This window comes from Lederbergia citrisecunda (genome assembly GCF_018343695.1).
Lineage (GTDB): Bacteria > Bacillota > Bacilli > Bacillales > Bacillaceae_C > Lederbergia > Lederbergia citrisecunda.
On record NZ_JAGYPJ010000001.1, the window covers coordinates 3,790,152 to 3,813,596 of the forward strand.

At 37.6% G+C, this 23,445-nt stretch carries 22 protein-coding genes; 8 read left to right on the forward strand and 14 right to left on the reverse strand.

The features are described 5' to 3' along the window. Positions 1-14: 14 nt before the first annotated feature. Positions 15-845: a MetQ/NlpA family ABC transporter substrate-binding protein gene (locus KHA93_RS18550; RefSeq protein ID WP_213112072.1), complete on the forward strand. Its 831-nt coding sequence runs from the start codon at positions 15-17 to the stop codon at positions 843-845. Between the two features lie 120 nt (positions 846-965). On the opposite strand, the gene KHA93_RS18555 is transcribed toward KHA93_RS18550, so the two are convergent. Together KHA93_RS18555 and KHA93_RS18560 are read right to left on the reverse strand one after the other, a co-directional pair. Next, positions 966-1,907, reverse strand: a complete 942-nt coding sequence (locus KHA93_RS18555; protein ID WP_213112073.1) for an L-lactate dehydrogenase — start codon at positions 1,905-1,907, stop codon at positions 966-968. 98 nt (positions 1,908-2,005) lie between these two features. Then, the gene (locus KHA93_RS18560; RefSeq protein WP_213112074.1) at positions 2,006-3,355 is read right to left on the reverse strand and encodes a glycosyltransferase family 2 protein; all 1,350 of its coding nucleotides are present in this window, start codon (positions 3,353-3,355) and stop codon (positions 2,006-2,008) included. A 312-nt stretch (positions 3,356-3,667) separates the two neighbouring features. On the opposite strand from KHA93_RS18560, the gene KHA93_RS18565 reads away from it, so the two are divergent. Together KHA93_RS18565 and KHA93_RS18570 are read left to right on the forward strand one after the other, a co-directional pair. Then, entirely contained in the window at positions 3,668-4,252 is a 585-nt protein-coding gene (locus KHA93_RS18565) for an RNA polymerase sigma factor (RefSeq protein ID WP_213112075.1), read from the forward strand. Continuing rightward, complete coding sequence (locus tag KHA93_RS18570; RefSeq protein ID WP_213112076.1) at positions 4,239-5,000, forward strand: DUF4367 domain-containing protein; 762 nt, start codon at positions 4,239-4,241, stop codon at positions 4,998-5,000. Before KHA93_RS18565 ends, KHA93_RS18570 begins: the two co-directional genes overlap by 14 nt. A 43-nt stretch (positions 5,001-5,043) precedes the next feature. On the opposite strand, the gene KHA93_RS18575 is transcribed toward KHA93_RS18570, so the two are convergent. The 6 genes from KHA93_RS18575 to KHA93_RS18600 form a co-directional block, all read right to left on the reverse strand. Continuing rightward, positions 5,044-6,198 carry an ABC transporter permease gene (locus KHA93_RS18575; protein ID WP_213112077.1) on the reverse strand — a complete coding sequence of 385 codons (1,155 nt, stop codon included), beginning with the start codon at positions 6,196-6,198 and terminating at the stop codon, positions 5,044-5,046. 13 nt (positions 6,199-6,211) lie between these two features. Then, positions 6,212-7,423, reverse strand: a complete 1,212-nt coding sequence (locus KHA93_RS18580; RefSeq protein ID WP_213112078.1) for an ABC transporter permease — start codon at positions 7,421-7,423, stop codon at positions 6,212-6,214. Between the two features lie 11 nt (positions 7,424-7,434). Then, positions 7,435-8,370, reverse strand: coding sequence for an ABC transporter ATP-binding protein (locus KHA93_RS18585; protein ID WP_213113030.1), 936 nt, complete (start codon positions 8,368-8,370; stop codon positions 7,435-7,437). A 151-nt stretch (positions 8,371-8,521) separates the two neighbouring features. Continuing rightward, positions 8,522-9,178, reverse strand: a complete 657-nt coding sequence (locus KHA93_RS18590; protein ID WP_213112079.1) for a response regulator — start codon at positions 9,176-9,178, stop codon at positions 8,522-8,524. 5 nt (positions 9,179-9,183) lie between these two features. Then, on the reverse strand, positions 9,184-10,371 hold the full coding sequence (locus tag KHA93_RS18595) for a sensor histidine kinase (RefSeq protein ID WP_213112080.1): 1,188 nt from the start codon (positions 10,369-10,371) through the stop codon (positions 9,184-9,186). A gap of 101 nt (positions 10,372-10,472) precedes the next feature. Continuing rightward, the gene (locus tag KHA93_RS18600) at positions 10,473-10,943 is read right to left on the reverse strand and encodes a DUF6147 family protein (RefSeq protein ID WP_213112081.1); all 471 of its coding nucleotides are present in this window, start codon (positions 10,941-10,943) and stop codon (positions 10,473-10,475) included. 138 nt (positions 10,944-11,081) lie between these two features. Between KHA93_RS18600 and mgtE the strand changes: the two genes are divergently transcribed. Next, positions 11,082-12,464, forward strand: a complete 1,383-nt coding sequence (gene mgtE, locus KHA93_RS18605) for a magnesium transporter (RefSeq protein ID WP_233711222.1) — start codon at positions 11,082-11,084, stop codon at positions 12,462-12,464. A 32-nt stretch (positions 12,465-12,496) separates the two neighbouring features. On the opposite strand, the gene KHA93_RS18610 is transcribed toward mgtE, so the two are convergent. The 5 genes from KHA93_RS18610 to KHA93_RS18630 all read right to left on the reverse strand — a co-directional run bounded on the left by KHA93_RS18610 (position 12,497) and on the right by KHA93_RS18630 (position 18,924). Then, on the reverse strand, positions 12,497-13,873 hold the full coding sequence (locus KHA93_RS18610) for a glycoside hydrolase family 18 protein (RefSeq protein WP_213112082.1): 1,377 nt from the start codon (positions 13,871-13,873) through the stop codon (positions 12,497-12,499). Positions 13,874-14,163: 290 nt separating this feature from the next. After that, positions 14,164-14,790, reverse strand: a complete 627-nt coding sequence (locus KHA93_RS18615; protein WP_213112083.1) for an FMN-dependent NADH-azoreductase — start codon at positions 14,788-14,790, stop codon at positions 14,164-14,166. Positions 14,791-14,820: 30 nt separating this feature from the next. After that, positions 14,821-15,588: a pyruvate formate-lyase-activating protein gene (pflA, locus tag KHA93_RS18620; protein WP_233711223.1), complete on the reverse strand. Its 768-nt coding sequence runs from the start codon at positions 15,586-15,588 to the stop codon at positions 14,821-14,823. 142 nt (positions 15,589-15,730) lie between these two features. Continuing rightward, positions 15,731-17,959, reverse strand: a complete 2,229-nt coding sequence (pflB, locus tag KHA93_RS18625; RefSeq protein WP_213113033.1) for a formate C-acetyltransferase — start codon at positions 17,957-17,959, stop codon at positions 15,731-15,733. A 275-nt stretch (positions 17,960-18,234) separates the two neighbouring features. Further along, complete coding sequence (locus KHA93_RS18630) at positions 18,235-18,924, reverse strand: hypothetical protein (protein WP_213112084.1); 690 nt, start codon at positions 18,922-18,924, stop codon at positions 18,235-18,237. A 132-nt stretch (positions 18,925-19,056) separates the two neighbouring features. Here KHA93_RS18630 and KHA93_RS18635 point away from each other — a divergent pair, with 132 nt between their 5' ends. The 3 genes from KHA93_RS18635 (at position 19,057) to KHA93_RS18645 (ending at position 21,876) form a co-directional block, all read left to right on the forward strand. Then, positions 19,057-19,497: a DUF2521 family protein gene (locus tag KHA93_RS18635; RefSeq protein ID WP_213112085.1), complete on the forward strand. Its 441-nt coding sequence runs from the start codon at positions 19,057-19,059 to the stop codon at positions 19,495-19,497. 67 nt (positions 19,498-19,564) lie between these two features. Continuing rightward, positions 19,565-20,275: an N-acetylmuramoyl-L-alanine amidase CwlD gene (gene cwlD, locus KHA93_RS18640; RefSeq protein ID WP_213112086.1), complete on the forward strand. Its 711-nt coding sequence runs from the start codon at positions 19,565-19,567 to the stop codon at positions 20,273-20,275. A gap of 542 nt (positions 20,276-20,817) precedes the next feature. Then, on the forward strand, positions 20,818-21,876 hold the full coding sequence (locus KHA93_RS18645; protein ID WP_213112087.1) for a P-loop NTPase: 1,059 nt from the start codon (positions 20,818-20,820) through the stop codon (positions 21,874-21,876). A gap of 143 nt (positions 21,877-22,019) precedes the next feature. On the opposite strand, the gene gerD is transcribed toward KHA93_RS18645, so the two are convergent. After that, entirely contained in the window at positions 22,020-22,637 is a 618-nt protein-coding gene (gene gerD, locus KHA93_RS18650; RefSeq protein ID WP_213112088.1) for a spore germination lipoprotein GerD, read from the reverse strand. Positions 22,638-22,783: 146 nt separating this feature from the next. Between gerD and KHA93_RS18655 the strand changes: the two genes are divergently transcribed. After that, positions 22,784-23,431 (forward strand): KinB-signaling pathway activation protein, encoded by a 648-nt coding sequence (locus KHA93_RS18655; protein ID WP_213112089.1) that lies wholly within the window; start codon positions 22,784-22,786, stop codon positions 23,429-23,431. Positions 23,432-23,445: the final 14 nt, after the last annotated feature.

Sequence of the window (23,445 nt, forward strand, 5' to 3'; positions counted from 1 at the left end):
AGGAGGAAACAGAAATGAAAAAATGGTTATTTGTATTTACACTCATTCTAGTAATGGGAGCACTTGCCGCTTGTGGTGGGAAAGATTCATCAGGTTCGAACAACGATAAAAAGGAAATTGCTATTGGTGCAACGGCTGGTCCATTTACAGATATGGTAACAAAGGCAATCAAACCTGGTCTTGAAAAGAAAGGTTATAAAGTAAAGGTAGTAGAATTCAGTGATTATATCCAACCTAATAATGCATTAGGAACAGACGATATTGACGCTAACGTTTTTCAAAATAAAATTTATATGGAAACTTTTGCAGAGCAAAACAAATTAAACTTAGCTGAAGTCATTACAGTGCCGACTTCTCCAATGGTCGTCTTCTCAAACAAATTTAAATCAATTGATGAAATCACAGATGGTGCTACATACGCCTTACCAAACGATCCTACAAATATGGGTAGAGCCTTATTAATATTGGAACAAGAAGGTTTGATAACATTGAAAGATGATGTAAGCCATTTGACGATTTCCGAAAAAGATATTAAAGACAACCCTAAAAATCTTAAATTCCAACCACTTGAAGCAGGACAGCTTCCACGTGCAATTGAGAGTGTAGATATGTCAGCAGTACCTGGGAACTTTGTGTTTGCAGCAGGTCTGGACATGAACGAAGGTATTATGATTGAAAATATGAGAGATGTTCATAGAAACCGTGTCGTCATCGATGGAAAAAATAAAGATGCCCAATTCGTAAAAGATATTAAAGAAGTCGTCGAATCAAAAGAATTCGAAGATGTCATTGACAGTGACTTTCCTGGATTCACTAAACCGGATTGGATGACAGAACGAAAATAGTAAATTTATTTATTAGAAGATTCAATGACTCTCAGTTTATATAGGCTGAGAGTCATTCATATATAGGGGCGACATAGGTATACAAAAAGGCCATCTTATTAGACAGCCCTTCATTCGATCCTAAAAATAAGGTTTTACTATATTTTTTATAGTCTCAGCGCTTTGGTGAAATAAGCGTTGTTCTTCCTCGCTAAGCTCCAATTCTACTATTTCTCTTATCCCATTGCGATTTACAATCGCAGGGACCCCGATGTACACATCGTTTTCCTCATACTCTCCTTCAAGAAAGGTAGACACAGTGAGAATCGTATTTTCATTACGTAAAATAGCTTTCGTTAATCTTACGAGACCCATCGCAATTCCGTAATAAGTGGCACCTTTACTCATAATGATTTCGTATGCGGAATCACGTACTTGAACGAAAATGTCGTCTAAATCCTCTCTTTTATAACGTGGGTCACGATCAATCATTTTTAACACTGGGACGCCACCAACATCAGCTAAGCTATAAACTGGCAGCTCACTATCCCCATGCTCTCCGATAATATAAGCGTGGACATTGTTTGGAGCGACGTTAAAATAATCGCCTAACATATATCTGAATCGTGCGGTGTCGAGGATGGTCCCTGAACCAATGACTCGTTCTTTTGGGAGTCCACTATATCTCCACGTAGCGTATGTTAAAATGTCTACAGGGTTAGTAGCGACTAAAAATATCCCGTCAAACCCGCTAGCCATTACACTTTCCACAATAGATTTAAAAATCTTTAAGTTTTTCTCTACTAAATCTAGCCGAGTTTCACCTTGTTTCTGATTAGCACCAGCACAAATAACGACAAGGTCTGCATTGATACAATCTTCATAGTTTCCATATCGAATATGGGTTAAATCAGGGGCAAACACTTTACCATGATTGAGATCCATCACATCACCTAATGCTTTTTCCTTATTAATATCAATCATGATCAGTTCATCAGCAATCCCTTGATTCATCAAAGCAAAAGCATAGCTTGACCCAACAAACCCTGTTCCAATGATTGCTACACAATTTCCCTTTGTCATATGATCACACTCCATCCCTTCATAACACTAATAGATGAACTTAATTATAGTGTAGGAAGTTGGATTACGTCTAATAAAGCATAGACCGTCAGTACGATTCACTTCCACTTCCTCCGAAACTTAAATAATTCTTGTACATACCCAAATACGGAGGTAGGCGACATAATCATTTGATACGCTAGAATAAATATGATAAATCCTATTATGTTTTTTCGGACTTTTAGATTCAAAGGTTTAAATACAAATTTAGATTGGTAGACGTATAAAATGCCGTAACTTAAGAGTGTGAGTGGTAAAACAAATAAAGTCATAGGACCGACAATCCAATAATGGCCAAAAAAAGCCAACACTAGACCAGGCAACCAACAAAATGTGTATATAATATCCAAATAAGGCATGATCAAGTTTATGCTGGTCAAATATTTCGTGTATATTTGAGGCTGTTGCCAAGGCTTTACTTGTTTTAGCCCTTCGATCATCCCTCTAGCCCACCTAGACCGTTGATGAAAAAAGTGAGTTAGCGAACTAGGCACTTCTGTAAAAGCAACTGCAAGTGGCTCAAAATATATTTTCCATCTTTTTTCAAGCAGCTTCCATGTCAACACAATGTCTTCACCGATTGCATCCGGCCATCCATTTATTTCTCGTATACTTTCCGTTTTATATAGACTATAAGCACCTTGAGCCACCAATGTTCCTTGATATAGCCCTTGTAATCGTTTAATAGAGGCAATTCCAAGAAAATAGTCCCATTCTTGTATTTTAGTCAACATATTATCTCGGCTATTTTTGACTAAAATAGAACCCGCTACGGCAGAAACATCAGCTGGACTACTCTTTATTCTTGCGACTAAATATCGAATGGCTGACTGATGAAGAAGAGTATCGGCATCTAATGTGATTAAATAAGGTGTTTTCACATGCAGTAATCCTAGATTAAGGGCATGAAACTTTCCGGGCTTTTTTTCATGTAAAATATCCATCTTTAACTGGAAATCTTCTTTTGCTTTCAACGCTGTTTCCACTGTTTGGTCCGTAGAACCATTATTAATAAGGATTACTTGAATGGGTCCACGATAGTCCTGTTTTCCAATATAGCTCAACGTATTATAGATTTTATCTTCTTCGTTATAAGCAGCAATAAGCAAAGTAATGGCATCATTCGGATTTTCATCTTTAAGTACTGGCTGTTTGTCCATGATTAGACTGGCCACGAGAAAGGCATTCATGTATCCAGGTATATATGAAATCCCCGCAATCACCAAAAACGCCAATGGCAGTGAAATAATAGTAGATAAATCAATCAGCCAAGGTTTTGCTAGATAAATAGAGATGCACATCCATAACAATGCAACGGAATGGCTAAGCCAAAATTTAGTATTAACCTTTAGGTAAAAACGACTATTTCTATGTGTAGAGCCGTAAGGTTGATGATTAGGGGATTTCATTATGGAAGCCTCCTTCTTACAAAAAGTATATTGTGAATTCTATTGAATCGTAGTACAAAAGAACCTTCCAATTTACATTACAGCACAGGAAACTATACAATTTCTGAACAATGAACAATACCCTTCCTTAGTATCCTTAAAGTCACTTCCATTATTTTGCCTTCTTCTTAGAAATTGTACAGATTAATATAGGAGGAATCAAATTAGTTTCAGAGAAGGTACTAAATCTTTTTTTCTTTTTACAAAAGTCATGCGTCTTACGATATAATAATAGGAAAATTGAGGAAATCTTCACTTAGAGAGGATGTGGGGATGATAAATAGGTTAGTGCAAAAACTCCTAAAAAAAGATCGTGAATCAGAGAGACTCATATTTGAAATGTTTTATCAACGGGTTTATTACACTGCATACTATATTGTTCAAGATCGTGAATTGGCTCAAGATATCGTTCAGGAAACCTTTTTGAAAGCGTTCCAAAATATGCATACTGTTCAAGATGGGGGAAAATTAGGTGCTTGGCTGGCAACCATTGCATCCCGCACATCCATTGACTATGTAAGGAAAATCAAAAAATGGAATGACGTTGCTACTGAAGATCATATCATCGATGAACATCTTTCCAAAAAAGATGATTATCACTCTACCGTTGAGTCAATGGTTGAAAAGAAACTTCTTAAAAACATACTCCTTCGAGAAATTGATGGATTGAAACCGGAGCATAAGCAAGTTTTGATTTTAGCGTATCTCCACGATATGAAATACGAAGAAATTGCGGAAGCATTAAATATTAAAGTGACGATGGTTAAAACACGGATCCACCGTGCAAAGTTAAAATTAAGGGAAGCATTGGAAACACAACCCGATATGAGGGAGATGATACATAATGCCCAAATATAAAGAAATACATTTGGACGACATCATCCGTGAAGCATTGAATGAAAAAATGAATGAGAGCCCTCCTCTTCTAGAAGCTTCGGAGGCATGGAATCAAATCCAAAGTCGTATGGATGGAAATAAAAGAACCCCACGTCTCGTTCGAACATTTCGTAAGCCTTTGTTGATTGCCGCTTCTGTTCTGTTTATCATACTGTTTGCTGTGGCGCCAAAGTCGGGTATTGCTTTTAATCAATTTACAAATATTTTCCATTCAATCCAAGGCAATGTTGTGCATTTGTTTGGTAAATCAGAAGGTGGCAGTGGGGAGTCGGATATAGGTCCTGGGGCGTTTGAGGTCATTGAAGGGTCGGAGATATTATCTAAACAAATGAGTCTAGAAGATGCTAAAAAGGCTGCACAATTTCCAATCTTAACTCCTAAAAATCTTATGGATGAGTTTCATTTAGAAGAAGTGACTGTGGTGGACAGCTATGAAGATAAAGTTGATGCAGTTTATATAAACTATGTTGGCAATGGCAGAGGCTTTATGCTGACAGAAATTCCGATTGAAAATCAATTTGGATTTGGGGTTAGTTTAGATAAAGATGATGTGATGGTAGAAGAGGTTGAGATTATAGGTCACAAGGGTAGCTTAGTCATTTTTAAAAATGGCAATGCCCAATTAATCTGGATGACTCAAAGTCATTATTTATCGATAGAAGGTAAGTTGACGAAAGAAGAAATTTTAACAATCGCAAAATCGATTTAAAAGAGGTTCTCCCTGAAGGGGGAACCTCTTTCATGCGTATAATCTACTCAAATCGTATTCTCGTCATTCCTATAATGAGAAAAACCATTGTAAATGTGAGTAAAACTCCGCTAGGTGCGAGAACGTCTATTATCGTCCCGCCTCTTACCGCTAATTCCGCAAAGCCTTCTATGCCCCAATACTGTGGAACAAACTTAGCCATTTGCTGCATCACATTCGGCATGATTTCCAGTGGCCAATAGACACCACCGAGCATACATGTAGAAACAATGATCAAGTTTCCAAACACGGATTGCTGCTCGGATGTTCTAACAAAGCCCCCGATAAAAAGGCCCAACCCAATCGTACATAACAGTAAGCAAGATACAAGTACGAAGATGCCTAGTATATTTCCCCAGTTGACATTAAATACAAAGGTTGAAACGAGCATCAATACCCCGAACTGGATCCAGCCTATAAGGAAGAAGGCGAGTAGGTAACCGATTAATATCTCCTTTTTTGAAGTTGGTGTCGACATGATTCGGTACCATACTCCTGTCTGTCTTGCTTCTAAAAATACTCCTGTACTAATGAGCAGAGTAATCATGACAAACATAATTGTAAATCCTACGGAACGAGCGGTCACATTATTCATTGTCTCAAGTTCTTTGTTCTTCGTGATAGGAATGTTTTTTATTCCATCTGAAGTTGCAAGCTCACTAGTGATTTTCTCTTGAGCACCCTTCCAGCTGTCTCCTGTTACTTCCTGATAAACATTTGAAGCGGATGCTACAATTCTAAGTTTTACCATACTGTCATTAATGACTTGTTCTATCATCTTTGCCCCATTAAAAGAAGGGGAGTATACAAAAGTAATGTCTGGAATCTTTTTATTAAGCACTTGCTCCTCAAAACCATCATCAATACGAATATACCCCGTTACTTTTTGGTCATCGAACTTTGCGCTTGCGTTTACAGCATTCTCAATACTCATTTCCATAATGTTTTTACTTTCCAACTCATTGATCAATGCTTTTGATAAGGTAGACTGATCCTCATCTACTACCACTATGTTAGGTTTCGGTTCCGAGTCGCTTGAAAAAAGTGCTCCAAATATAAAGGTGAACAATAACGGCATACCAAACATAAGGAGGTATGATTGTGGTTTTTGAAAAATTCTTTTTAATTCAAACATCATAATGGCTTTTATTCTTCTCATACTTTTTCACTCCTTATCTTGGCTTTAATTTTAGCGATCCGATCATTAACGTTAGTAGTCCACTTAAAAAGAGGACGCTAATAGGTAAAATAAGTGTATTCCAAGTCGTTCCATTCATAATTTCTATAAAACTTTCAAGAGCCCACTTGTTTGGAGCAATATTTGCGATTAGTTGAATACTATTTGGAAAAGCAGCTAATGGAATCATGGATCCACCTAATACAGCTAGTATTTGAACGCCAATTCCACCGACCGTATCAGCTGTTTTATCCTCAGTGATGATTCCTGCAATAAGCATGGAAACCCCTGCAACAGAAATGGAAAAAGCTAGACCGATCACAAGTAATTGAATAATATTACTTCCCCAATTAACTCCAAATAAATAGTGAGTGGCTATGACAAATACGATAAATTGGAGAAAGGAAAAATAAAAAGTGCCTAAAAATTTTCCTAATAGTATAGAGGAACGTACGATAGGGCTGCTCATTAACCTGGCTAGTGTTTCTGTTTTACGTTCCTGGATAATCGATTTTGCTCCAACAGTTGTATTGAATAAAATGAACATCGCACACATGGCTGCTGCGTAGTATTGCATTCCTGAAATAGGTTCCTTACCATCTTTTTCAGAAGTTACAACATTCAAATCAGAACTTGCAATATCAGAAAGTTCCTTTGCGAGACCTGTTATTACATTTGCGATATTCATATCCTGATTCGATACAGGAACAGCAGTTATTTCTTTTGATACTACTTCTGTTGCAAGTGAAACGGATGTTACTCGGTTAATAAAAGACGTCGCAATGGAGTTTAATATCGTAAACTGAATTTCTTTTTCAGGGTTACTAAATATTGTGACTTCCTTGACATCACCTTTCATTAATCCGTCTCCCCAACCAGCAGGAAGAATCATCCCAACATCCACCTTTTGATTTTTTATAGCTGTTTTTAAATCTGTTTCAGTCTTATATTCATTAAGGGTAATACTTTCTTTTAGTTCATCGCCTTGTAAAACTTTATTGATAAACTGATCGGTTAAATCATCATCCGAAGATACTACAATACCAACTGTTGTATCTGGAATTGAACCACTTTCTCCAAATAATCCACCAAGCGCCGAACCTAGAATGGCCGTCAGCACAATTGGCATCAGTAACATACTGATAAAACCTTTTCGATCTCGTAAGCGGATTTTCATATCTTTCCATGCAATTGTAAAAGAGCTCATTGATTAACCTCCTAGTCTCGTAATGAGCGCCCTGTTAATTGTAAGAAAAGGGTCTCAAGGTTAGGTTCTTTTATTTCTACTGATCCAATTTTCATTCCATTATTCACAGCAGCTGACATAATGGAACCTAATGTCTCATATGGCTGCCCGGCAAAAACTTCGATTATATTAGATTCTTCTTTCTTCACAACTTCATTTACATTTTCCAGTTTCTTTATGGCATCGATCGCTTGAAAAGAATCATTTTCAACGGTTAATTGAATGACGGATCCACCAACTAATCGACTGCAAAGCTCTGATTGTGTTCCTAAAGCAATGACTTCCCCATGATCAATAATCCCAACACGGTTACATAAATACTCAACTTCCTCCATATAATGACTCGTGTAAATGATGGTCATGCCTTTTTCATTTAACTTTTTAACTGTTTCTAAAATATGGTTTCGTGATTGAGGGTCAATCCCGACCGTCGGTTCATCCATAATCAGTAATTCCGGTTCGTGCATTAAGGCTGCACCGATATTGATTCTCCGTTTCATCCCGCCAGAGAACGTTTCGATACGATCTTTCGCGCGATCCTTTAATCCAACAAATTCTAGCACTTCATCCACACGTTTTTTTGCTTGTGTACCTTTCAATCCATACATGGCTCCCCAAAAAAGTAAATTATCCCTTGCGGACATTGTTGGATAAAGGGCAATTTCTTGTGGCACAACACCTATTTTTTTCTTAATGAGCATTGGTGATTTTTTTACAGATAGATGATCGACGAACACTTCTCCTTGATCGTATGGAATAAGTCCACAAATCATAGAGATGGTAGTGGATTTTCCTGCACCATTAGGACCTAGAAGTCCAAATGCTTCACCTTTTTCAATAGTAAAAGAAACATTTTTCACTACTTCTTTTTTTCCATAGCTTTTCTTTAGCTCTTTAACCTCTAACATCATTCCACATCCTTTTATAAGATCCGTTTTTAACTAATTACAGTATATTGCGTATCCTTTACGAGCAAATCTCTCTACAGATAGATTTTTTCAAAAAAAAATACAGCTTTTTTAGCTGTATGTCATAGGGCACTATGCCAAAAGTCATCTGTCAGAAGGTAGATATATGGTACCTTACAGCAAAAATGGCTGCTTGTGTCCGGTCCCTTAGATCGAGCTTGCTGATTAAATTAGAAACATGATTTTTAACGGTCCCCTCCGAGATAAATAGTTCATTTGCAATTTCTTTATTGTTTAACCCTAATCCGAGTTTGCTTAATACTTCAAGTTCTCGTTCCGTTAAGTCATTGATTATTTTAGGAACTTCAGTATCATGATCAGCTGCTTTACTTTTCCTCATTTCCTTTACAATTTCAGCTGTCCATTCTTTTGGTAAAACCATTCCACCCGACTGAACGGTCATAATAGCCTGAACAATTGAATCTGTCGTCATATCTTTTAATAAGTAACCGCTGGCTCCTTCTTCAAGTGCTTCAAAAATTAACTCACTATCGTTAAAGGTTGTAAGCATTAATACTTTTGTATCTGGGAGTGAAGAGGTTATTAATCTTGTGCCCTCAACACCATTTGCGATAGGCATGCGAATATCCATTAATACGATATCAGGAAGAAGTTCACTTGCTTTTTCAAATGCTTCTTTCCCATTGGATGCCACCCCTACTACATCAATTTCCGGTTTGAGATTCAGAATTGTAGCAAGACCATCTCTCATTAATTCTTGATCATCCACAATTAATATTTTTATCATTTTGTTCACCTCATCTGCCATTGAATCTCTTTCAATGGTAAGCTCATCTTTACCATAAATCCTTCTTTTGGGTTGCTCTCAAAAGTTATTTGGCCGCCATGCTCGTATACTCTTTCTCTCATATTCTTCAATCCAAAGCCGGGACTAACCTCAGGTGATCCTGTTCCATTGTCTTTTATAAGTGCTTCAATTGTTAAATCAGATACTTCAATCGAAACATTACATTCCGTAGCTTTACCATGTCTAACGGCATTTGTGATCGATTCCTGGATGATACGAGTCAAATCTAATTGAACCGAAGTCGGAATTTGTGAAGCATCGCCCTTCAAATGAAAACTAGACTTCAACCCTGTCATATCTTGATAGTCATTAAGAATTTTTCTTGTCGTTGCAATAAAAGATCTGTTTTCATCTTTTAATGTACGCACGGATAAACGTAATTCCTGTAGAGCATTTCTCGCCAACTCTTCGCAAATGAGAATTGTTTGCTCACTCTTTTCAGGTTGAATATTCTGAAGCTCCTTGGCTACTTGTAACTGAACGAGTAATGCGGTCATTTTATGTCCAACCGTATCATGAATCTCACGTGAAATACGGTTTCGTTCCTGAATGAGTGTTAATTCTTCAACTTGTTTAGAATAATGATGTAATTGTTCATGAGCGTCTTTTAAAGCATGATGCGTTTCTTGAAGCTCGTCATATTGAATTTCAATTTTTTCTTGTGCATGGATCAGCCTATGAATGAGCCGACCAACAACAGCTTCAAACGCAATAAAAGCAAAGTTGATAATGTTTTCCATTACATCGATGCTTCCAGTCATTCGATACGAGTAGGAAATACAAAGCGCCCACATGATGAAAAAGGCAAGAGAAAATCCCCAAATAATGCGCTTACTTTCAGCAATTAGAAAAAGTGTTACTGCATTAACTCCGAACAAAATCAAATAAAGTGTGGATCCAGGAAAGAAAAAAACAAAACCAAGAATGAAGACGGAATCTAGTGTAAGAGCCAAAATAAAATACTTTTTTACTAGAGGGGTAACTAACAAAAAGTGATTGATACAGAACCCTAATGCAGCCGCAATGACAAATGTTAGTTGCAATAGTGTATGGTTTTCAGCAGAAATATAGTATATGTAACTTAACAAAATAAACATGATCAAGCGAATACTGCTTAAAAGGGATAATCTCAAAGCGCCCACCTCTATGGTATGGAATTAGATACCATTATTATAATCTCAATTAATAGAAAGGGATATAATCAAATATAAAAGAGGCTCCCATGAAGGAACCCCTACTCTACGTATACATATGTTGAAATGCTTACATTCTGTTCAATGACTCCTCCATGCATGACCCGATGAAGTCCCCATACTCGGTAATATGAATTTTTTAAAACCTTCGCCTCTTTAGAAAGAGATACGATTGAAGAATTATTATTTGTCGCACTTCCGATCGAGAGTACATCCACCCATTGTCCACTCGATGAATCCCATCGCTGCAGTGTGAGGTCAACCTTTATATTATCAACTGGCTGATAGGCTTTCGTATTCCCTGAAACTCTTACTTTATCGCTAGACACTATTTGAATAGAAGTAGTTCCACTCATTAAATATTTCGAAGCTTGAATCGTAGAATCATTTAAAGTACTCCCTGTTCCAACAGACATAGGGAGTTCATCCGCTGAACTTTTTTCCACTCCGATCATGATCATGAATAACATGACGGCTATTAAAAAAAATCCTGAACGTTTTAATAGAATCATTGAAAACTTCTCTCCTTTTACTTTAGTCAGTAGATAGACGGAGTAATTGTCAAAATTGTTACCGAATTTTCCGAAAAATTTGCAGAATTCTTTCTAACTGAAAAGTTTTAAGTAGGAAGAAACAGGATATAGAATTTTATGAATGTGGGACAAGAAAGGGAAGTGCAACCTATGATCACAAAAGAGAAATTAGAAGGGGAAACGTTAAAAGTCATCGAGAAATTGCATAAAGAAAAATTTGATGAGCTAAACGAAATGTTTAGGGAAAAGCGTCCATATGATATGAGTGTAATTTTTCAAAGTCTTCCTGAAAAACATGGTATATCACTTCTTCATAATCTCGATGAAATGACAATTGCTAGTATGATGCAAAAAATAAACACAATGCAAAAGCTTGAAATGCTTGGAAAAATTGGACCTGAGAAGGCGAATAAAGTGCTCGCTTTACTTGATTCGAATATCCTTACTCGATTGCTTAAAAAATACCCACAAGTCCAACTAACAAAATTTCTCGAAGAAATGGATGAAACGAACGCTAGCTATGTAAAAACAATGATAGATTATCCAGAGGATACAGCCGGAAGTTTAATGACGAATCGATATATCTCTATTGAAGATCATTCAACTGTACTGGATGCCATTAATAAAACTAGATCCCTTGCCCTTTATTTAAAGGGCAATAATCATTTATATCTTATTGATAAAAAAGGTGTATTGACGGGTACCGTATCATATAAAGATTTACTTCTCTCCGATCCGCATGAAATGTTGAAAAATATCATGCTCGAGCAGGTTATTTGTGTGACTGTATCGACAAAGCGTGAAAATATCGTTCGACTGCTTCGCCGCTATGATTTTACAGCACTGCCGGTCACGAACGAAGAGGGAGTACTAGTAGGAATGATCACATTTGATTGTATGGTAGAGGCACTCCTTCAAGAAACAAGTGACGACTATGGGAAATTTTCAACGGCAAGTAAAGAAATTGATTTTAAAACAAAACCAATTATTGCCGCTGTACGACGATTGCCATGGTTGGTCATTTTACTTTTTATTGGTTTAATTTCCGGAAGTATTATTTCAAAATTTGAAGGGACATTGGAAAAGGTAGTAGCGTTGGCCTTTTTCATGCCTCTTATTGCTGGAATGACCGGAAATACGGGAACTCAGTCCCTTGCAGTAGTAGTCCGCGGACTTGCGGAAAATGAAATTGATGTAAAAGCGGTATTCAAATTGATTTTACGAGAATTTTGGGTGAGTCTTATAATCGGTTCTACTTGTGGTCTTCTCATTTCCATCATTGCATTTATTTGGCAAGGGAATATGTACTTAGGGATTGTCGTAGGAGGGTCTCTATTTCTAACCCTTATACTCGGAACAATGGCAGGAACGATCATCCCAATCATTTTGTATAAATGTAAATTGGACCCAGCCGTTGCTTCGGGTCCGTTAATTACAACTGTAAATGACATTTTCTCTCTTATAACGTATTTTTCAATCGCGTCATTATTGTTAAGCTGACGTAAGAAAACAGCACACTAGAATGTGTGCTGTTATTTACTTTTTCGTACGCGCAATAAAAAGATTACAAGCAAGGTGCCTATGATAATGAAGTATATCCAAATAATTGATGGTCTTTCCTCTGGATGTTGCGTAGTTTCCGGTTCCGGTAAATCTAGTCCATTACGGATTGTTGATAATAAAGTTTGAGATTGATCATCTTCACTTAATTCCCAAATCATTGCTCCTGCTAAAGCATTTTCGGTAATAAAATGTACTTTTTCCTTTAATGAGTCAGGGTCATCATAGGAAATGAACTCTCTTTTTTCCTTACTGTACAGATAAGGCACCTTAGCCGCATTGTTCCAATAACGTTTAAAACCGTTTTGATTGATTACATGTTTTTCTAAAAAATTGTAATCATAGGTGCCAGGCTCGAGATTGCCTCCGCCATTACCAGAGCATGGTAGGTAGCCGCCGTTTTCGAGCAATTGTTCTTCATCTTCGGGATTGCAATTTCCCCATGATCGAGCATAAAAAGGAAGACCCATTACAAGTTTATGTGGTGGAACTCCGTGTTCGATATGTCCCTTGACGGCTGCGGCTACATGATGAGGATGGACTTCGTATAGCACTGCTTTTGGATCCTCGAAAAGAGGAGCGTTATGTCCGGTAATGGGAGACCAACTTCCATTAAAATCATACGTCATAATATTAATGTAATCGACAATGTGGGCAACCTTTTCCAATTCAGTGTTTTCTAAATAGGAAAGTCCTGCGCTTGAAGCGATCGTAAGCAAGTATTTCTTCCCATCCTTTTGTTCAGCTTTATCGAGAGCATTTCGGATTTCCTGAAGTAAAAGCGTAAAATTTTGCTTATCGGATGGATCATGATGATTGTTCCGCATTCCCCCGCCTACAGGATATTCCCAATCAAGATCGACCCCATCCATGTCAAGTGTTTGAATAAATGTAACAGCTGATTCAGCAAACCGTTTTCGAGTTTCCACCGTTCGGGCGACTAGCGATAAATTCATCGACCAAGACCAACCGCCTATAGAAATCAATGTTTTTAATTGTGGATTTACTTTCTTAAAGGCTTTTAATTTATCTAAGTTTGCAAGATCAGTAGCAGGAGCCCCTAATACGACAGTTCCATTTGGAATATCATTTTGTTCTTTGCCATGTAAATCCGTACAAGGCAGTAATCCTCCATCGCTAGCTTCCGGGTTTCCATGTTTTCCGTCCCAACACACATCAGCAAATGCATAATTAATGTGAGTAACAGATTGTGGATTGAAATGGTTAAGTGGAGTCCATCCTGCGTAATAACCAATAATTACATGGTTTTGTTCGTTTGCTTGGATGAGAGTAGGCAGAATAAGGGAGAGAACGAATATCAAACTTATGAAGGCAGTGTAACGGGACATTCATGGCGTCCTCCTCATGTGACAGTGATTAGTGCTTCTATTTTGCCCCAAGGATTTAAAAGGATTCAACGAGGAAGTTGCTATAAAAGTCATAGTGTTTTAAAAGGAGTCTTACGTTACCTTTAAAACTAAAAAAGGAGATAGAGGGAACGAGAGGAACTCTTGCATGCTGTCAATCGATAAAAAAGGAGAGGAGAGGTCACGTAAGACATCCATTAACGTACATTCTAAAAACATAAAAAAGCAGGTGAAAATAAAAACGTCCGTTTTTATTTTCACCTGTATTATTTTTAAAAGTTTCCTGCAATATCTGTCAGCTTTTGCTTGGCTTCTTCAAGAATGGCATCAGTTTGATTTGGATCAATATCGAGTCCTTCTGCAATGACGGATGTAACGTTTTTCAGACCCATGAAGCCCATAATCGTTTTAAAATATCGTTGGGAGTTTTCCATATTAGCAGCAGGGCCTTCAGAATACATTCCGCCACGAGTCTCTATGAGTAGTAAAGGTTTTTCAGGAACAAGCCCGACTGGTCCATGTTCTGTATAGTGGAATGTTTTTCCTGCAATACAGATCGTATCAATATATGCCTTAAACATTGGCGGATAGGATAAATTCCAGAACGGAATAGCAAAGATCAATTTATTGGCCTCTAAAAATTGACTCGTTAACTCATCCATACGAAGTGCTTTAATCATTTCCGTTTCGGTTAACTCTTCATGAGCTGCAAATTTTCCCCAAGCACTGAATACATCAACATCTAAAAAAGGAATATCCGCTTTGTATAAATCTAGTTTTTCGATTGTATCGTCAGGATTGTGACCTTTATATTCCTCAATAAAATGGTTTGCTAGCACGGAAGACCTTGATTGATCATCACTTTTTGGATTCACTTTTACATATAAAACTTTTGCCATGTTCATCATCCTTTCAGCCTTAAATGGATTTCACCGGATGTTGCTGTTCGTTAAAATATTATAAGCCCACCGTACTTTTTCATCTGCTGGTGTTTCCACACCCTTCAACGGATATTCGATCCCTAGGGCTTCATATTTGTAGACCCCTAATTGATGGTAAGGGAGAATTTCCACTTTTTCTACGTTGGTTAAAGTACGAATAAATGCACCAAGTCTTTTTAAATCTTCTTCATCGTCTGTTAGCCCTGGGACGAGTACGTGACGCACCCAAACCGGTTTTTTCTTTTCTTGAAGATAATGAGCAAAGTCTAAGATATGTTTATTTGAAACTGAAGTTAAGTTTTTATGTTTTTTCTCGTCAATTTGTTTTAAATCGAGTAGGACGAGATCTGTTACTTCCATTAGACGATCAAGTGAATGAATAAAACGCTCTTTCCGAGTAAAACATCCACCAGAACTATCAATCGCTGTATGAATGCCTAGCTTTTTACATTCAGTAAATAAATCGATTAGAAAATCAACGTGAAGGAGCGGTTCTCCACCACTAACCGTCACACCCCCATTTGACGCTTGTAAAAAAGGAAGATAGTCTTTAATATCCTTCATCAATTCATCGACGGAAATTTCCTTTCCCTCTCCATTTCCGAATGTCCAAGTATCGGGGTTATGACAATATAGACAGCGAAGAAGGCAGCCTTGTGTAAAAATGACATACCTTAGTCCTGGGCCATCGACTGTACCACATGATTCAACTGAATGAATGCGAGTTTGAATTTTCACAACCTCAAATCCTTTCAATGTCCAGCTCTAGATCCTTTCGGGTAGTAACTTCTTGCCTAAGATAAGTAAACATTGTAGTTCGTACCTAATAATCAAGGGCTTTTCTGGGAGCCAGCACCTCCCGAGTGCCGGCTCATCCATCATCATAAATATCACCTTGTTACATTGTTTCGTGGAACGTACGATTAATGACGTCGATTTGTTGTTCTCTCGTTAATTTAATAAAGTTAACGGCATATCCAGAAACACGAATCGTAAGCTGTGGATATTCTTCCGGATGTTCCATCGCGTCAAGCAAGGTTTCTCGATTGAATACGTTAATATTCAAGTGATGTCCTCGTTTGATCATGTATCCGTCCAAAATAGCAGCCAGGTTAGATATCCGAGTATCTTCTTCTCTTCCAAGTGCTTTTGGCACGATAGAAAAGGTGTTTGAAATTCCATCTAATGCATATTCATATGGAAGCTTTGCGACAGAACTTAAAGATGCTATTGCTCCTTTTTGATCACGACCATGAAGTGGGTTCGCTCCCGGTGCAAATGGTTCGCCTTTTCTTCTTCCATCTGGTGTATTACCTGTCTTTTTACCGTATACAACATTAGATGTAATCGTTAAAACAGATAAGGTTGGTGTTGCTCCGCGATAGGCTTTATGTTTTTGGAACTTATTCATAAAGGTTTTGACGAGATTTACTGCAATGTCATCGACGCGAGCATCGTTATTTCCGTATTTAGGAAAATCCCCTTCGATTTCAAAGTCGATGGCAATGCCATTTTCATCGCGAATTGGTTTTACTTTTGCATATTTAAGGGCGCTTAAAGAATCGGCTACGACAGATAATCCTGCAATACCACCAGCCATTGTCCTTAAAATTTCCCGGTCATGGAGAGCCATTTCGATTCTCTCATAGCTATATTTATCATGCATGTAATGAATGACATTAAGGGTGTTCATATAAAGTCCGGCCAGCCAATCCATCATATGGTCGAATTTCTCAACCACTTCTTCGAATTGCAAATACTCTGTTGTAATTGGTGCAAACGCAGGTCCGATTTGAGTTTTTAAAATTTCATCTTTACCACCATTAATCGCATAAAGCAATGCTTTTGCAAGGTTGGCGCGAGCTCCGAAAAACTGCATTTGCTTACCAATTGTCATCGCAGATACACAGCAGGCGATACCGTAATCGTCACCGTAAATGCCGCGCATAAGATCATCATTCTCATATTGGATAGAGCTTGTTTTAATAGACATATTTGCACAGTACTTTTTAAAATTCTGTGGAAGTTGTGTGGACCATAGAACCGTTAAGTTTGGTTCCGGAGATGGCCCTAAATTATCAAGAGTATGCAAGAATCGGAAAGAGTTTTTTGTGACGAGTGGTTTACCATCAAGACTGATTCCCCCGATAGATTCCGTTACCCATGTAGGGTCCCCGCTAAATAATTCATTGTAATCTGGTGTTCTAGCAAACTTAACTAAACGCAATTTCATGACGAAATGGTCGACGAGCTCTTGCGCTTTGCTTTCCGTCAATATGCCATTTTTCAAATCTCTTTCAATATAAATATCGAGGAAAGTAGAGACGCGGCCCAAGCTCATTGCTGCACCATTTTGCTCTTTAATTGCAGCTAGGTATGCAAAATATAACCATTGGAATGCTTCTATCGCATTGGTAGCTGGTTCAGAAATGTCGTAACCGTAATGTTTGGCGAGCTCTTTCAACTCACGAAGTGCATTGATTTGTTCAGCCATTTCTTCTCGATCTCGAATCACTTCTTCAGTCATCATACCGTTTCCGATTAAATTTACTTCCGCTTGTTTTTGCTTAATGAGGAAATCGACACCATACAAAGCAACTCGACGATAATCCCCGATAATCCGTCCACGGCCATAAGCATCGGGAAGACCTGTAATGATACCGGCTTTACGCGCTAGTCTCATTTCTTGTGTATAAACATCGAATACCCCTTGGTTATGTGTTTTACGATATTTTGTAAAAATTTCTTCTACTTCATCATCTACTTTAAAACCGTAAGATTCAGCTGCTGCCTCTGCCATGCGGATACCGCCAAATGGTTGGAGGGATCTTTTAAACGGCTTTTCTGTTTGAAATCCAACAATTTGCTCAAGTTCTTTTTGTAAATATCCGGGACCGTGGGAAGTAATGGTAGACACAACTTTCGTATCCATGTCTAACACGCCGCCATTTTCACGCTCTAGTTTAGAAAGCTCCATCACTTGCTTCCATAAAGCGTTTGTGGCTTCTGTAGCTCCTTCTAAAAATTCTTCGTTACCTTCATACAAAGAGTAGTTATTCACTATGAAATTTCGAACATCCACTTCCTGCTGCCAGCGACCTTCCATAAAACCTTTCCAATGAGACATCATTGAAGACCTCCTTGATATTTAAATACTAAGCAATAAGTAGATTGAAGATATTGTGAAATATTGAGCAAAACTAAATAAATTTGTGAAGTGTTGAGCAATATCCTCATGTTCATTATAGCACCTTTTGTTTTAAAGGGGTAATAGTTTTATGGCAAATTATTGAAGAAAATATAAAAATGAAGCTCACATAATAGTACGCTTCATTTTTTGGAGTGCATAAATAAAATATTTTCTATTATAAGGAGGTATAAAACTTTTTTCTGCAATATTATTTAACCATCGTTTACCTTCAACAGATTTTCAATTTCTGCTGGCAACACTTCACTGTCAGAGTTATACCAAAAATATTGTTCGCCATCAAAAAAGAGCGGGATTTTTTTGGCAACGGGCTCTGAAGTGTAGACGAGGATAACATATGAACTCATTTTTGGGTCGGAATAATCGAATACAAGGGAGGAATCAGGTTTTCCCGATTGCAACACATCGATAAATCGTACGATGTCTTTTTTATCGATAATGGCTTTCCTCAAGATAAATTGTTCGTAAGTTACTTCATCAAATATTTGAACTTTCAGCACTTCATCTTTGTTTATGGAGTAAAAATCTGTTCTAATATTTGTTTTGGAATAAATTTTATACCCATTGATTGAATCTTTGTCTCTTACAGCAATGAAATTAGGTTCATTTTTCACTTCATACAAAGCGGTTCCGGCAGGAAGATATGCGGCATCCCCATCTTTAGATTTATAATCAGGATCTTTAACATTGTCGTCTAATGTCTTTTTTACTTCACCTATTTTTTCTCCGATTAAATCAGGATCAGCAATTTCCAACTGACTTCTATTATATTTTTCTCCACTAAACTGTAAAAAATCGACCCAATCTATAGTCACATTAGTCTGAGTAAACGGGTTACACCCTGTTAATAAAAAGAGACATGCCATTACGATATATTTCTTCATTAGTAAAGCCTCCTTACACTTTATAGACGTTTTAATGCTAAATAATGTTTCGATTTCCATAAATCATTTTTTTTTGTAAGACGCATGACTTCTTTTTCTTCGTTGAAACTATGTAAAGGAGGATGAAGTGATATGAATGTCATGATGAATTTTGAAGAGAGAAAACGAGAAAAACAGTTATCTTATGAGCGCAAGCTTTTACGTGATTTATCGATAGATGAAGTGAAGAAAAGCATGATTATCCATTTTAATCGAATGCGAATTGGTGTAGGGCCTTTAGAAGAAGGTGTAGAAGAGGCCTGTTTTGATGTCGCTATTGAAGCTTACTTAAATGGTGGTATATTCAGTCGCTTTACGTTGCATGGTGAAACAATCGAAATGGCAAAAAAGAGATGTCATCGAGAAATAACTCATTTTATTGATACATTATACTATTTTTGGCTCTATTGGGATTATGGAAAAAAGATGATAAGTGACGAGGATATCTTTTTAGCTTGTGAACATTTTGTAGATTATTGGTGGGTAAAAGGATACCGAAAAGGGGAAAGAAGATACAAATTACGTCTTCATTAGGTTTCCTGTTCTAAAAAACAATCTTGTCCCATATGCTTTTACGAGAAAGCATGAAAGGGCAGATCGAATGGGGAGAAAAGCAAAGTTTATAATCTTTTCTGTTGGAGCGGCAATTTTATTTCTTCTTTTTCAATACAAGTTTTTGCCGAAAGACTCTTTTGATACGTGGAATCTTCCACTAACAGGTAAAATAATATATTTAGATCCGGGTCACGGCGGTCCTGATGGAGGAGCGGAAAGTGGGGATACACAAGAGAAAGATATTGCATTAGTGGTAGCCCATAAACTACGCGATTATTTACAAGAGCAGGGAGCACTCGTATTAATGACACGAGAAACGGATACAGATCTTGCAGACCATGAAACAAGAGGATTGAGTCGGAGGAAAACGGAGGATTTGAAAAAAAGGCTAAAAATCATTAATGATTCAGAGGCGGATTTATTTCTCAGCATTCATTTAAATTCTATCCCTTCTCCTCGTTGGAGTGGAGCCCAAACGTTTTATGCCCCCCACGATGCTGATAATAAAAGGGCAGCAAAGTTCATTCAAGATGAGTTAGTGAAAAGTCTAGGGAACACAACAAGGGAAGCTAAAACAATCCCAAATATTTATTTGCTTAAAAATGCAAAAAAACCAGGTGCATTAGTAGAAATTGGATTTTTATCGAACCCGACTGAACATGAAGCATTAAAACAGGACGAGTATCAAGAAAAAGTCGCAATCTCCATTTATAGAGGGATTCTTCGATTCTTTTCAAAAGAAAAATCGATTGAATAATTCGGGAATGCAAGATGTGCCCGAATTTTTTGTTTTGGGTAAATAAGGTTTTCCGTGGAAATCCTTATAGAGATAGCTTACTTAAGCCAATCGACTGGAAAACATCATGAATTTTTTCTAAAACGTCCATGAGCAAGTCGCTTCCGCTTTTCGAATGTCTAGCTCCAGCGCCTATCGACTAGCAAACTTCTTGTCCTCTTCCCTACGATAAGTCAACATCGATTCGCCTCTGGCTCATCGTGTTTCCTTTATCTCAGTCAGAGGACCTGGAGTTTGTACGTCGATAAACAGGCGCTTCCGCATTTCGAATGTCTAGCTCCAGCACCTATCGACTAGTGGATTTCTTCTTCCCTTCCTATGATAAGTCAACATCGATTCGCCTCTGGCTTATCGTGTTTCCTTTATCTCAGTCAGAGGCCCTGAAGTTTGTACGTCGATAAACAGGCGCTTCCGCTTTTCGCTTGAGCGTATAACATTCTTTCGAAAGTGCATTATGCTATACTGAATTAGAATGAAATCGATGATAAGGAAGGTGCGAGACCTTGATCACTGAACAGCAAGTGTATGATTTGTTAAATAAAATGGAAGATCCATTACTACATAAAACACTTGAAGAAACAAATGGCATTCTTGAAGTGAAAATGAAAGAGGAAAAAGCTCACGTTAGTGTTAGAATTGCTTTGGCTAAAACAGGGACACCTGAACAGCTTAAATTACAAATGAAGATTGTTGACACATTAAAAAAAGCGGGAGCTGCTACTGTAGGAATTCGCTTCGCTACTTTGCCAGAGGAAGAATTAGAAAAACTGCGCGCTTCCGGAGACTTGCAAAGTGATACAGCTGGTCTCCTTTCACCTAATAGCAAAACAACCTTTATCGCTATTGCGAGTGGTAAAGGAGGGGTCGGTAAATCGACTGTATCAGTTAATTTGGCGGTTGCGCTTGCTCGCCTCGGTAAAAAAGTGGGACTAATTGATGCAGATATTTATGGATTCAGCGTTCCGGATATGATGGGCATTACGGACCGACCAAAGGTTAGAGGAAACCAAATAATTCCGGTAGAACGTTTTGGTGTTAAAGTGATTTCAATGGGATTTTTCGTCGAGGATAACTCTCCTGTCATTTGGCGTGGACCAATGCTTGGAAAAATGCTCAATAATTTCTTTTCCGAAGTTGAATGGGGAGACATCGATTATTTATTGCTTGATTTACCTCCAGGAACAGGCGATGTGGCCCTAGATGTACATACTATGTTGCCAAGCTGTAAAGAAATCATTGTCACTACACCACATCCAACGGCAGCTTTTGTTGCGGCGCGGGCGGGAGCGATGGCTCTTCGTACAAATCATGAAATTCTCGGCGTCATCGAAAATATGTCTTATTTTGAAAGCAAATTGACTGGAGAGAAAGAATATGTCTTTGGTCAAGGCGGCGGAGATAAGCTGGTAGAAGAACTTAGAACGGAATTATTAGGTAGGCTTCCATTACAACAGCCTGATTGGAATGAGGAAGATTTTGCTCCTTCAATCTATGGTGAGGATCATAAAATTGGACGCATTTACAACGAAGTGGCTGAAAAAATGGTTCAGTTATTAGGTTAATATCTGCAAATAAAGAGCCATATACCGTTCATAAGGTATATGGCCTATTTATGATTTTTCGGAAAGGTTGGACGGTTAAACCGTTTGTGGACATCGCTCTTGAATGTTAGATTCGTTGTTAAGCTGTTTTGGATCAGAATGGATTATTGCCCTCCTCCGCCACCGCCTTGGCTACCACCACCTTGGCCTTCCTTATTATCTGATTTTCCTCCTTGCTTTCCTGCTTCTTCTGCGGCTTTTAAAAGCAAGTCTTGAATTTTTGCTTTATAGATAGGACTTTCAATCGTTTCTTTGACTACCTCTTGCATTTGTTGTCGGAATTCTTTGCTTTTCAGTGCTTTTGTAAAATCTTTTTGCATTTCCGGGTTTTGCAAAATATCCATTAATAATCCTTGGTATTCAGGATCTTTCATTAAATCCTTCAGTAAGGCCTCATGTTCTTTTCTCATACTTTTTGCAACAGCAGCTGCAAATTTTGGATCCTTTAACGCCTTTTTCCAAAAATCTTCACCTTTGTCAGATGTAAGTGTTTTTTCAATAGTATCTTTAACAACCGCTTGATCCATGATCAGCTGTTGTTTCATTTCCTCATCTTTCATCATATCCTGAAGTGCCTTCTTGCCTTCGTCTGATTTTAAAATATCAACGATCATTTTCTTTGTTTGGTCATAATCTAATTTTGCGTTTCCTGGTTCATTGCCACTGCAGGAAGAAAGAGTTAATAAAGCAATTAACAGGAGCAAATAAACGCTTTTTCGCATGAAAGAAGCTCCTTTCTGAACAATATCCCTTACAGTTAATATGAGATTTTGTGAAAAATTTATGCACAAACCAGACAATCGTGGCTTTTTTAAAGGAAGATTGATAAAATCGGTTTGTTAAGTACATAAATGGGGGAATACTTGAAGTGACTATTAGAAACTTGATAAAGTTTTTATTTAACTCACTCATATTGGGTGGTTTGATAACAGGAATATTAGGATTTATTATTCGGTGGAGTGAATTCCAGCCTTATTTTACTGAAGTTAAAATTGGAGCTATTTTCTCAACCTTTATATGGCTTGTCGGTGTTGGCTTTATTTTCGCAGTCGTAAGCCAAGTTGGCTTTTTTGCCTATCTGTTTATTCATCAATTTGGACTGGGGCTATTTAAATCTTTATGGAATGCTGTTCAGCTTGTTCTTATCGTATTTGTCTTATTTGATCTTATTTATTTCCGCTTCCAAGCTTTTGCAGGTAAGGATGAAAGTCTACTGCCATATATTGGACTAGCCTTATTTATTTTAGTTGCAGCGCTGATGGTCGCTTATTTAAAAGCTAAAATGACAAATCGAAATATTTTCGTTTCCGCTTTATTTTTTATGGTCGTCGTGACAATTTTAGAATGGCTTCCAGTGTTACGCCCGAACGATGAAAGCTGGGTATACTTAATGATTTTCCCGCTTATTGCATGTAACGCCTATCAAATGTTAATGTTGCCTAAATATAATCGTTTATCAGCCGAAGAAAGAGCGAAACGAACATCAAATAATCAAAACAAAAAAGCGACTCGTTAATGATCGCTTTTTTT